This is a genomic window from Blautia sp. TM10-2 (genome assembly GCF_003480845.1).
Lineage (GTDB): Bacteria > Bacillota > Clostridia > Lachnospirales > Lachnospiraceae > Fusicatenibacter > Fusicatenibacter saccharivorans.
Map to the genome: position 1 here is coordinate 163043 of NZ_QUJZ01000002.1, position 12024 is coordinate 175066.

The 12024-nt window shown below is 44.5% G+C and carries 14 protein-coding genes; 11 read left to right on the top strand and 3 right to left on the bottom strand.

Annotation, left to right across the window (positions count from 1 at the left end):
• Nucleotides 1–20: 20 nt before the first annotated feature.
• The 10 genes from DXD92_RS18430 to guaA all read left to right on the top strand — a co-directional run bounded on the left by DXD92_RS18430 (nucleotide 21) and on the right by guaA (nucleotide 8920).
• Nucleotides 21–197: a hypothetical protein gene (locus DXD92_RS18430; protein WP_158581100.1), complete on the top strand. Its 177-nt coding sequence runs from the start codon at nucleotides 21–23 to the stop codon at nucleotides 195–197.
• Entirely contained in the window at nucleotides 190–1287 is a 1098-nt protein-coding gene (locus DXD92_RS02800; RefSeq protein ID WP_055218718.1) for a glycoside hydrolase family 172 protein, read from the top strand. Before DXD92_RS18430 ends, DXD92_RS02800 begins: the two co-directional genes overlap by 8 nt.
• A gap of 277 nt (nucleotides 1288–1564) precedes the next feature.
• A complete protein-coding gene (locus DXD92_RS02805; protein WP_118640004.1) occupies nucleotides 1565–2338 on the top strand; it encodes a polyphosphate polymerase domain-containing protein in 774 nt (257 codons plus the stop codon).
• Nucleotides 2339–2625: 287 nt separating this feature from the next.
• Nucleotides 2626–2859: a hypothetical protein gene (locus DXD92_RS19605; RefSeq protein WP_330420985.1), complete on the top strand. Its 234-nt coding sequence runs from the start codon at nucleotides 2626–2628 to the stop codon at nucleotides 2857–2859.
• Nucleotides 2831–3079: a hypothetical protein gene (locus DXD92_RS19610; RefSeq protein ID WP_330410107.1), complete on the top strand. Its 249-nt coding sequence runs from the start codon at nucleotides 2831–2833 to the stop codon at nucleotides 3077–3079. Before DXD92_RS19605 ends, DXD92_RS19610 begins: the two co-directional genes overlap by 29 nt.
• The gene (locus tag DXD92_RS02815) at nucleotides 3079–5088 is read left to right on the top strand and encodes a carbohydrate-binding domain-containing protein (protein ID WP_118640005.1); all 2010 of its coding nucleotides are present in this window, start codon (nucleotides 3079–3081) and stop codon (nucleotides 5086–5088) included. The genes DXD92_RS19610 and DXD92_RS02815 overlap by 1 nt, the downstream gene beginning before the upstream one ends.
• Before the next feature lie 150 nt (nucleotides 5089–5238).
• Nucleotides 5239–5739, top strand: a complete 501-nt coding sequence (locus DXD92_RS02820; RefSeq protein WP_022462124.1) for a GreA/GreB family elongation factor — start codon at nucleotides 5239–5241, stop codon at nucleotides 5737–5739.
• A gap of 28 nt (nucleotides 5740–5767) precedes the next feature.
• Nucleotides 5768–6247: an S-ribosylhomocysteine lyase gene (locus tag DXD92_RS02825; protein WP_022462125.1), complete on the top strand. Its 480-nt coding sequence runs from the start codon at nucleotides 5768–5770 to the stop codon at nucleotides 6245–6247.
• Between the two features lie 90 nt (nucleotides 6248–6337).
• A complete protein-coding gene (locus DXD92_RS02830; RefSeq protein WP_055218725.1) occupies nucleotides 6338–7216 on the top strand; it encodes an aldose 1-epimerase family protein in 879 nt (292 codons plus the stop codon).
• A gap of 159 nt (nucleotides 7217–7375) precedes the next feature.
• Nucleotides 7376–8920, top strand: coding sequence for a glutamine-hydrolyzing GMP synthase (gene guaA / locus DXD92_RS02835; protein WP_055218727.1), 1545 nt, complete (start codon nucleotides 7376–7378; stop codon nucleotides 8918–8920).
• An 81-nt stretch (nucleotides 8921–9001) separates the two neighbouring features.
• Here guaA and DXD92_RS02840 read toward each other — a convergent pair whose 3' ends face one another.
• From DXD92_RS02840 to DXD92_RS02850, 3 genes are read right to left on the bottom strand one after another with little or no spacing between them, the layout of a single operon-like run.
• Complete coding sequence (locus DXD92_RS02840; protein WP_226981547.1) at nucleotides 9002–10648, bottom strand: hypothetical protein; 1647 nt, start codon at nucleotides 10646–10648, stop codon at nucleotides 9002–9004.
• A complete protein-coding gene (locus DXD92_RS02845) occupies nucleotides 10545–11123 on the bottom strand; it encodes a helix-turn-helix domain-containing protein (protein WP_118640006.1) in 579 nt (192 codons plus the stop codon). The genes DXD92_RS02840 and DXD92_RS02845 overlap by 104 nt, the downstream gene beginning before the upstream one ends.
• A gap of 24 nt (nucleotides 11124–11147) precedes the next feature.
• Nucleotides 11148–11621: a GNAT family N-acetyltransferase gene (locus tag DXD92_RS02850; protein WP_118014012.1), complete on the bottom strand. Its 474-nt coding sequence runs from the start codon at nucleotides 11619–11621 to the stop codon at nucleotides 11148–11150.
• A 205-nt stretch (nucleotides 11622–11826) separates the two neighbouring features.
• Between DXD92_RS02850 and DXD92_RS02855 the strand changes: the two genes are divergently transcribed.
• Nucleotides 11827–12015, top strand: a complete 189-nt coding sequence (locus DXD92_RS02855) for a DNA-binding protein (protein WP_118640007.1) — start codon at nucleotides 11827–11829, stop codon at nucleotides 12013–12015.
• Nucleotides 12016–12024: the final 9 nt, after the last annotated feature.

Consider the following 12024-nt stretch of genomic DNA (forward strand, 5'->3'; position numbering starts at 1 on the left):
GCAGTCTTTCCGGCAAAAGGATGAAAGAAACAAAATTCCGGAAAAACGGAAAAATGACGGCAGGGCAGGAAAGGCAGACACACAAAAAAGCAGAAATCAAAAGCTTCCAAGAGAGAAAAAACAAAAGAAAACAAAAGAAAACAAAAGAAAACAAAAGAAAACAAAAGAAAACAAAAGGAGGAATATATGATGTTTGATTGTGGTTTACAAAACATTTTCCAGCTGAAAAGCGGACAGTCCCGTTCCATCAACTGGGAAAACCGGAACGGAGAAAAAGGAAAAGGCGGCATGGCATCCAGCGATCTTGGTCCGTCCAGAAAAGGTTCCCCGTGCATCCCGAAAATAGAAGCAGGAGAGACCGTAACACTTGGTGAGATCCAGGGAGAAGGCATCATTCAGCACATCTGGATCACCGTCACAGACCGTACCAGTGAACGCAACCGTTATGTTCTGCGGGATCTTGTTCTGCGCATGTACTGGGACGATGAAGAATTCCCATCCGTTGAATGCCCGCTTGGCGATTTCTTCTGCTGCGGTTTCGGTGTTTCCTATCAGGTAAATTCCGTCCCGATTGCTGTCAATCCGACCCGTGGTTTCAACAGCTATTTCCCGATGCCGTTCCGTAAAAACGCCCGTATTACCATTGAAAATCAGTGTGATGAGCCGATTCCGGCCTTCTTTTATCAGATCGACTATTGCCTGACAACGGTTCCGGAAGATGCTGCCTATTTCCATGCCCAGTGGCGTCGTCAGCGTATCACGGAAAAGGCAAAAGACTACGTTGTCCTCGACAACATCAAAGGGAAAGGCCAGTACGTTGGAACTTATCTTGCACTGACCAGCCTCGAACGCTACTGGTACGGAGAAGGTGAGATGAAATTCTACATCGATGGAGACAAGGATTATCCAACCATCTGCGGAACCGGAACAGAAGATTATTTCGGCGGTGCCTGGAGCTTTGCAACACAGCAAAATGGCCAAACCGTCGAAAATCAGTACTGTACTCCGTATCTTGGCTATCCTTACTACTCTACCCACGATACCTTCCTTCATAATGATTACCACAATGATGATCAGATGCCACAGCGCAGCTTCTACCGCTGGCACCTTCTTGATCCTATCCTTTTTGAGAAGGATCTTAAGGTAACCCTTCAGCAGATTGGCGTCAGTCATGGAGGTCTTTTTGAACGTCAGGATGATGTCGCTACCACAGCTTACTGGTACCAGACGCATCCTCATGTACCATTCGCGCCACTCATGTCCAGAAAAGAGCGCTGGCCAAGATGATTTTTGACGCTTTTCCTATTTTATATGTTTCATGACTTTGCATATCGGCTACAAGAGTCCGTTCCGAACAAATCCGCTTCCAACGAATTTGTCCGGAAACGGCTCTTTCTTTTTTTATATGGTATTCAAAAAGCGATCCGGATTACAGAGGTCCGTCTTTTCACAAACCTTTCACATTTTCCGTCCATTCTTTAAGGTTCCTTTAAAGTTTCCTCATTATACTTAAAAATGTAAAAAACATTTCCGGAAGTAAATCAAACGAAAGGATCAATCGATTATGATGCAAAGCCAACAGATTCCCATGACCTTCCAACGGTATGAAACAAAATACATGCTTTCCCCGATCATGGCTCGCAAGCTTCGCAAGAGCCTTCCGGGTCATCTGCAGATGGATGAATACGGCCTTGATACCATCTGCAGCCTCTATTACGATACCCCGGATCACCAGCTCATCCGCCGTTCGCTGGAAAAACCCGTCTACAAAGAAAAACTGCGACTCCGCAGTTATGGTCCGGCCAAAGAGACCAGCCCCATCTACGTAGAACTAAAGAAAAAATATGAAGGAATCGTCTACAAACGCCGCGAGCGCATGATATTATCAGAAGCGGTTCCCTATCTTGCGGGAAAATCAGAACCGGGCTTTGACAGCCAGATTCTTCACGAAATCACCTGGTTTCGTAACTACTACCGGGGGCTTGCTCCCGCTATGTACATCGCCTACGACCGTATCGCCTGCTTCGGCACGGAAGACAGGAACTTTCGTGTCACCTTCGACACTAATATCCGATGGCGTACCGACAATCTGTGTCTTGACGGTCCAACGGAAGGAACCAGACTTTTAGAACCAGGCTGGTATCTCATGGAGGTGAAAACACCAGGTGCTGTGCCCCTATGGTTCAGCAAAATTCTGGATGATCTTGCAATCTATCCGGCATCATTTTCTAAATACGGCTTTGCCTATCAGATCGAAAATCAGAAAGCATCAGAAGAAAAAGCTTTCATACCATTCACAGATATCCGGCAAACCGTATCAAAAACAGCATTCCGTTAGCTGAATCAGGTAAGTCCTCTGCGGCCATTGCGAAAAGCAAGAAGCAGTGGGTGGACTTACAGCTTGCGAAAAGCCTTTTTCAAACATAATCTGCTTCACAAAAAAAGAAAATGTAACTATTCAGAGCCATGCAAAATAGAAGAAAAATCGCGAATCATGCTTGCATGAATGAGCGGTTTTTCTGGAACTTCATATGGCGAGAAGCAACATCGCGATGTAGCGTAAGCGGAATCGAGATGGGGCTCTGAATAGACAAGAAAATAAAAAAATACTGGGAGGAATTTGCTATGCTTAACACAATATTCAGTTCCGTTTTTACAGAAACAATCGCCGCCTTCACCTTTGGTCAGTTCCTTGCCTGCACAGCAGTGTCTCTGATTCTGGGACTGTTGATCGCTGCTGTTTACAGGTACAAAAGTGAATGCACCAAAAGCTTTGCTGTCACGCTTGTTCTGATGCCTGTGATCGTACAGATGGTGATCATGCTCGTCAATGGAAATCTTGGAACCGGAGTCCCTTGATTATACCAGTGTTTTTGACGATATCTTTGCCAGGTATCTGACCCGTTGCGAGCTTGTACAGGTAAAAACCACGAATATGGGAAGTCTTTTCAAGCTGGAGTATCGCATCGTATTCCGCGAGGAAGGCGAAGAGAAAAACATGATTGACCAGCTCCGCTGCAGAAACGGAAACCTTGAAATCCTGTGCAGTCGTGCACAGACCGGAAGGGAGGAATTATAATGAATCGAAACAGAAATAAAAACAGAAAAAAAGAGACCGGCGCGGTCGTCAGTCTGTTTCTTGTATCATTGCTGGCCTTCGGCGGATGCGGCACAGCAGTGACATCTTCCAGCTCTGTAAATGCCGAATCTGCCCGTACAGAGTCAACCGGCGAAACATCTGCCGACAACGCGGCGGCCACATCAGAGAGCATAGCTTCGGAAAATGCAATAGAAAGTGCCTCCGACATTGATTTCGATCTGGAACTGACCGAATCCACCATCGATACCGAATTCACAGACCGTGAGAAGAGCGGAAGCTATAAAGCATCAGAAGCCGTAAAAATTACACTTAATAAGACGACAGCTACCGTCTCCGGCAGCGGAGCCAAAGCAGACGGCAGCACAATTACCATTACGGAAGAAGGCGTTTACATCGTAAGCGGAACACTTGAGGATGGCCAGATTATCGTAGACGCATCCGATTTCGACAAGGTTCAGATCGTACTCGATGGAGTCCATATCAACTGTGAGACGAATGCTGCCATCTACGTTCGCGAAGCGGACAAAGTTTTCATCACGCTTGCTGAAAACAGCAGCAACACGCTTGGCGGTGGAAACGAGTACACTCAGATTGATGACAACACGGTAGACGGCGTTATCTTCTCCAAATCAGATCTTGTCTGCAACGGGACAGGAAGTCTGACCATCGAGGCAGACTACAAACACGGGATTGTATCCAAAGATGACCTTGTGATTACCGGCGGAACCTACAAAATCGTCGCTGCGGACAACGGGATCACAGCCAAAGATCAGATTAAAATTCTGAATGGAAGCTTTGACATTGATGCTGCAAACAGTGCGGTCAAAGCGAAGAATACGGATGACGCAGAGCTTGGAAATATCTATATTGCCGGTGGCGTTTTTACAGTTAAGGCAGAACAGGATGGATTCCATGCAACCGGCAGCATCGTTGTCGATGACGGAACCATCACCGTAAACTCCGGTGATGACGGTTTCCATGCGGAGCTCGACACCGTCATTCGTGGCGGAACGATCCTTGTTGAAAAAAGCAACGAAGGCCTGGAAGGAAAACGCGTCGTGGTCAACGGCGGTGACATTACCATAAACGCCAGCGACGATGGCATCAATGCCGCAAATTCCGGCGACGATGGCGCCAATGCTGCCGGTTCCGGTGACGATGACAGCAATGCCGCAAGCTCAAACGACGATAGCAGTGCTGTCGTAAACTCCGGTGATGATGGCAGCATATCCGGTGCGGCAGACGGAAAGGAACCTCCGCAAATGCCGCCTGATACAGAAAACGGCAGCGATATGCAGCCATCGCAGGACTTCGATCCGGAGAACGCTCCGTCTGGCGGAAATGCGCCGCAGGACTTCGATCCGGGGAACGCTCCGTCTGACGGCGATGCTCCACAGATGATGCAGAGAGGCCCCGGCGGCGGAGGCAACTCTGAGCTTTATATTAAAATTACCGGCGGAACCCTGACCGTATCCGCCGATGGTGATGGTCTTGATTCCAACGGCGGTCTTCTCGTGACCGGCGGAACTACGATCGTGTACGGGCCGACCAGCGATGGTGACAGTGCCCTCGATTACGACGGAAGTGCAATTGTGACCGGCGGAACCTTAGCTGCTATCGGCAGTGCCGGCATGACGGAAAGCTTCGACGAAGCTTCCACCCAGCCCGTTATCACCTATTACTGTACGGAAACCCAGTCCGCTGACACTACCATCACACTGACAGACAGCGATGGAAGTGCCCTCTTCACGGTCACACCCGAAAAAGCCTACGCCAGCATCGTTTTGACCTGCCCAGAAATGAAACTGGACGCAACGTATACTCTGGCTGCCGGTACCGACAACGAAGAGATCACCCTCACGGACATCATCACCACCGCCGGAACCCGGTCTGTTAAAACAATGAGCGATCCCGAAGGTGGAAAAATGCCAAATAACAGCGACAACAAAGGAACTCCGCCTTCAAAACCAAGCGACACGGCTGAGTGAACCGTTATAGTTCATTCAGCACCGGAACATTTGCTGTTCCGGTGCGTAAGAAAGTGATTCTACTCATGATTCTACCGTGGCTGTCTTCCTACTTCCAATTTGCCGTATTCTGTGCTAAAATAACCTCACAAGAAAAGAGGTAGAAAAATCATGTATGATAAACTGACCGAAAACGATATTAAAAAAATGCAGGAAGAAATCGACTACCGCAAACTGGTTGTCCGTCCAAAAGAACTCGAGGCTGTAAAAGAAGCCCGCGCTCAGGGCGATCTCAGCGAAAACTTTGAATACAAAGCTGCTAAACAGGACAAAAACCGCAACGAAAGCCGCATCCGCTATCTGGAAAAAATGATTAAAACCGCTCACGTTATTTCAGATACCTCAAAGGACGATGAAGTCGGCATCAACAATACCGTTCAGGTTTACATCGAAGAAGATGATGAGACAGAAACCTACAAACTTGTCACCACCGTTCGTGGTAATTCTCTCAAAGGATACGTCAGTATCGACTCGCCATTAGGAAAAGCCATTCTGGGTCATAAAGTCGGCGACCGCGTCACTGTAAAAGTAAGCGATGCCTATAGTTATGATCTCATCATCAAATCCATCGAAAACACTGCGGATACCGATGATGAACTCCGCAGCTATTAAAGGACAGAAAGAAAGGAAAATACCAGTCATGGAAAAAATTGCAAGCTTTACGATCGACCATATCAAACTTAAACCAGGCATTTACGTTTCAAGAAAAGATCACGTAGGTGACAGTGTCATCACAACCTTCGACCTGCGCATGACATCTCCAAACGATGAGCCTGTTATGAATACCGCTGAGGTTCACACCATCGAGCATCTTGGCGCAACGTTCCTTCGCAATCACGAAGAATGGAAAGATAAAACCGTATATTTTGGTCCAATGGGCTGCCGTACAGGATTTTACCTGCTGTTGGCCGGTGATTACAGCTCGAAAGATATCGTTTCACTCGTAATAGAAATGTATGAATTTATCCGCGATTTCAAGGGCGAAGTCCCGGGTGCATCCCCGAAAGACTGCGGAAACTATCTGGATATGAATCTGTCCATGGCAAATTACCTTGGCAAAAAATACCTGGATGAGGTTTTGTACGGAATTGATGAATCCCGTCTCGTCTATCCGGAATAAATTCTAAAAATGGTAACTATTCAGCGCCATGCAATTTCGCATGGCTCTGAATAGTTACAAAAAATGAAAGAAAACAGGGGGAAACAGAGTATGAGAACCATGGAAAACGAAAACCTGCGCGTGCAGATCAGCGATCACGGCGCAGAACTTAGCAGCATCTACGATAAAGCGGCTGACCGTGAGGCAGTCTGGATCGGCGATCCGGCCTTCTGGAACCGCCACGCACCGGTCCTGTTCCCGTTCGTCGGAAAAGTAAACGGCGGCTTCTACACCCATAAAGGAGTCAAATACCCGATGGGCCAGCACGGTTTCGCCCGCGACAACGAATTCGAGTGCATCGAAAACACCGAAAACAAAACAGTACACCGCCTGGTATCGACCGAAGAAACAAAAAAAGTCTACCCGTTCGATTTTGCCTTCACCGTAACCCAGGAACTCTCCGGCAGAACCCTGACCATCACCTGGAACGTAGAAAACACCGGTGATGATGACATGTACTTCTCCGTCGGCGGACATCCTGCATTCATGATTCCGGAACAGTATGACATCGTCTTCAACAAAGGCCTGGAAAACCACACCGAGACCGAACTCGAATACGTCCTGATCGACCCGGAAACAGCAGGCGTCGATGTCGCACATCCGAGAAAACTGAAACTTCAGGACGGCAGAATCCCGTACACCAGAACCCTTTTCGACGAGGACGCCCTGATCTTCGACAACACCCAGGTCGAGCGCGTCGGCGTAGAAGTGGATGGAAAACCGTATGTCACTCTCACCTGCAAAGGCTTCCCGAGCGTCGGCGTATGGTCCAAGCCAAAAGCAGATGCCCCGTTCGTGTGCCTCGAGCCATGGATCGGCCGCTGCGACAACGTCGGCTTTGACGGCGAATTAAAAGACAAATACGGCGAACAGCACCTGAAAGCCGGGGAAACCTTCCAGGCAGGCTACACCATCACCATCGGAGAATAAGGACCCGAAAAAAAGAAAAACCTCCGAAGTACAGCGAAAAGAACACGATTCCTGTACTTCAGGGGTTGAAATTTTACGGTTTCTTTACTATAATTAGCATCAAACCAAAAAACGCATGTAGTTCATCATGCACAGAAGAAAAAACAGGAGGGAACGTTCTTGAAAAGAGAAACGGTTATCGTACTTGATTTTGGCGGTCAGTACAATCAGTTAATTGCAAGACGTGTACGTGAGTGCAACGTTTACTGTGAGATTTATTCTTACAAAACAGACATCGAAAAGATCAAAGAAATTCAGCCGAAAGGTATTATCTTCACCGGCGGCCCGAACAGCGCATATCTGCCGGATTCCCCGACTTATACAAAAGAAATTTTTGAACTTGGAATCCCGATCCTCGGCATCTGCTACGGATCACAGCTGATGATGCATCTGCTCGGCGGAAAAGTAGAAGTAGCACCGGTCAGAGAATATGGAAAAATTGAGGTAACCGTAGATACCAGTTCCGCACTGTTTGAGAACGTATCCGAAAAAACCATCTGCTGGATGAGCCACAACGACTACATCTCCAAAGCAGCTCCGGGCTTCGAGATCATCGCCCATACGGATGACTGTCCGGTAGCAGCCGTTGCAAACGTAGAGAAAAACCTCTATGCAACCCAGTTCCATCCAGAAGTTCTGCACACCAAAGAAGGAAAGAAAATGCTTTCCAACTTTGTATACAATGTCTGCCGCTGCGCCGGCGACTGGCACATGGACTCCTTCGTAGAAGAATCCATCAAAGCTATCCGCGAAAAAGTAGGCGACGGAAAAGTCCTCTGCGCACTGTCCGGCGGAGTCGATTCCTCCGTAGCAGCTGTTATGCTTTCCAAAGCAGTCGGAAACCAGCTGACCTGCGTATTCGTAGATCACGGTCTGCTGCGTAAAAACGAGGGCGATGAAGTAGAAGCAGTCTTCGGACCGGACGGGCCATACGACCTGAATTTCATCCGCGTCAACGCACAGGAGCGTTTCTATGCAAAATTAAAAGGCGTAGAAGAGCCGGAGAGAAAACGTAAAATCATCGGCGAAGAGTTCATTCGTGTCTTCGAAGAAGAAGCAAAGAAAATTGGTGCTGTAGACTTCCTGGTACAGGGAACCATCTACCCAGACGTTGTAGAGAGCGGCGTCGGCGGAGAATCCACCGTCATCAAATCCCATCATAACGTCGGAGGACTGCCGGATTACGTAGATTTCAAAGAAATCATCGAGCCGCTGCGCAACCTCTTCAAAGACGAAGTAAGAAAAGCCGGCCTTGAGCTCGGCATCCCGGAATACCTCGTATTCCGTCAGCCATTCCCGGGCCCGGGACTTGGCATCCGTATCATCGGCGAAGTAACCGCCGAGAAAGTCAAAATGGTACAGGACGCCGACGCGATCTGGCGCGAAGAAATCGACAAAGCCGGAATCGCCCACGAAATCGGCCAGTACTTCGCAGCCCTGACCAACATGCGCTCCGTCGGAGTCATGGGAGATGAAAGAACCTACGATTACGCCATCGCCCTCCGCGCCGTCACCACCACCGATTTCATGACCGCCGAAAGCGCCGAAATCCCGTGGGATGTCATCGGAAGAACAACCAGTCGAATCGTAAACGAAGTCAAACACATCAACCGCGTCATGTACGACTGCACCGGAAAACCACCGGCAACGATCGAGTTTGAATAGTAAACAGAGAGCCGGGAAGCCGCATAAACAGCGGACTTTCCGGCTCTTAGTATGTGGCGTGATACCTTTTTGATACCTGTTTTATTGAAAAAATAGATTTTCTTCTTCTTCAAATCTTAGATCTAGATATTCATGGATAGCAATTTCTATATCATTTATATTTTGAATAAGTTCTTTTCCGTTAGATAAGTTTTCTTTATAAAATTCCATATAGGTTGTTCTGCGTCTGACAGCAGATGATTTTTCGTTTGGTACGGGACGACATTTTTCGGGAATTAGGTAGGATAATATACTATTTTCTAAATCTGTTAACAAATTAGGGGTGTATAGAATTAAATGATAATTTTGAAACCAATATGCTTCATCTGTGTTATTCTTTAAAGTATTAATATCCTGTTCAGAAAATAAGTGAATGCTAAGATAATATGAAATTAGCACTTGATTTTTTGAACACAAAACTAATTCAGTATTTTCTGCTAATATATCTGTAAGCCCTAATTCACTAATTGCATAAAAATAGTATAGTTGTTCTTCATGAAACGAAGTTTTTAGGGATTCCTTAAACCGTATCTTGAAAAATTTCTTTACTTTATTTTTATCAAAGTTATTCATATAGCTAAACTTGTCAATACAATATAATAGTGATTCTGGAGAAGTTCTAAAAATATAACATAATTGATGGTAGTCATATTCTTTTGTGATGAATTTTTCTAAATTTAGTGTTCTGAAATATTTTGTTTTAAAAAAGTTGTTAATAAATACTCTTTTTTGCTTTTCATCGTATAATTGAGATATACGGTACACAATTTGATTTATAAAAACCAATTTATTTTGCGAACTTTCGCTGCTGTAATGTGTATTACAATGTGCAATTAATTTTTTCCAATATCTCGCAATTACATTATAAGAATTAAATTTTTCATAATCCCATATTTCATATTTGTTTTCGTTTCCTTGCAAATCGAATTGATCTAAAACAGAATAAAATATTTGGATTATTTTACTTACGTCCTCTTTGTTACAAAAGAAATAAAAATCATCGGAAAAATATGTAAAATCACAAACGATATTTTGCTCTACAAGCGCATTTTCAAGAACATAACTTATTTTTGCTAAATGTTGTTCAGCAAAATATAGAGATAAATAGTTACCCATAATCAAGCCGTTTGTAGCTCCAAAATTCATATTTGTAATATAGCGGTCAGGTAAGCCATTAAAATCTAAATAGTGAGTATATAATCGCCCATAGAATTCCTTTATATCTAATTTGATTAGATTGTCATAGACACATAGCTCTTCAAAGTCATTTTCTAATTGAACATCATATTCCCCAATCGCAAAATCCCCTGTATTTAATCGAACAGATAATCGTTTATGAGAAGTGTCAAGTTGTTGCGGATCATCAAAGTGTGGAAATGTTTTAAAATGTTCATAAGCACAAGTTAAAGAAATAATATTGGGAAGCTTCAAGGTGCGAAAGCTATTATCATTTTTTCGTATGGTAAATTTGATAGGTTTTGTCCAACAAGTATCATCAATGTCTATGGAAGCTGGACTTGTTGGGAAAATTATATTGTCTATATTTATAAAATGCCGAATAGGGTTTTTAAAATTATAAATATTATTATAATCCATTATATTTTCTCCAATCATAACTGTTATTTTTCTTGTCATTTCCCTTTTCATCAACGCTACTGCTGGAAGCAGGCCAGTTGATTTTCCATTCAAAATATTCGTCCTCTGAAATTTCTCCGCTTTTTAGCTGTTCTTTCCGCAGACACCATTCACGTAGAAATTCATTTACAAGACCGTAATCAATCCACATAGCGACAGGGGCATGAGCAGGCCATTCGTCACTATCATTATAGCGAACAGACTTATCATCAGAAGCGTTGCACTTGCCGGGATTGCGGACAAGCTGGAACAGATGAAAGGTATTGCGGTTGTCCTCGTCAAGCCAGAAAAAAGTCTGCATAATGTCCTCGGCGCAGCCGGGGGCTTCGGTAATAAAATTGATATAGTTGACATTCAAAATTTTGGCAATTTCCATGAGAGTATCTTTTTTGGGAACACGATAGCCGGATTCATATTGTGCTACACGAACATCAGCGTTGCGCTCCTCATATCCCAGCTTCAATCCTAGTTCCCGTTGTGTTAATCCCCGAAATGTGCGGATTCTCTTAATTCGTTCTCCCAGTGTCATAATTCTGTGTCCTTTCCTTAAAATTTACAAATTACACACCATAATCCATTCTTCTTTGTTTTCCCGTATAATATCAAAGCCGATTTTTCGATACATTTCAGCCGCATAATTAGCCTTTTGAACAGAAAGTGAAACACGTTTATAACCATGTGTTTTCAACAAAGATAGCATTTCTTTCATCATATCGGTTCCTATCCCCTGTCCCCGGTATTCTTTGTATAGAGAGATGGCAAGAGAGGGCGTTTCATCATCAATATGTCCGTAATCGTGTATAATGCGTACCCAGACAGCACCAACGATTTTTTGTTCAACTTCTGCGACTAATGCGAAATCAGCTTTTGATGCCCCGAAGCGGTCAACATAAATTTGTAATTCGGGAGAAGCGATAATATTTTTCGGTGGCGGCTTTATACCGTCTGGAATAAAAATAGCTTCGTATAGAAATTCATTCAATAGAGGATATTCCATTACCGTCATTTCTCGTATCGTGTATTCCATAAAGCCCTCCTGTGAAAATAGTTATCCCGTTTCCTACATTGTAGCATACCTAAAATAATACGGCAACAAAAACTTATCAGAAATGCTAAATTTAATAAAAAAGATAAACTTAACAAAAAAGCTATTGACAATAGCAGAAATGTTAAGTATACTGAAAATATAGAACTTAACAAAAAAGTTAAAAATCTAAAAGGAGGACGTGTATTTGAAAAATGATTTATTTGTAACAGCCGGAGAAGTGGCGCAGGAATTAGGCATTTCCAAACCATTTGCTTATAAGCTGGTGCGGCAGATGAACGAAGAACTGGAAGCAAAAGGTTTTATCACAATCGCCGGACGAGTGAGCAGAAAATACTATGAAGAAAAATTTTATGGCATGGCACAGGCGAATTAGGAAAGGAGT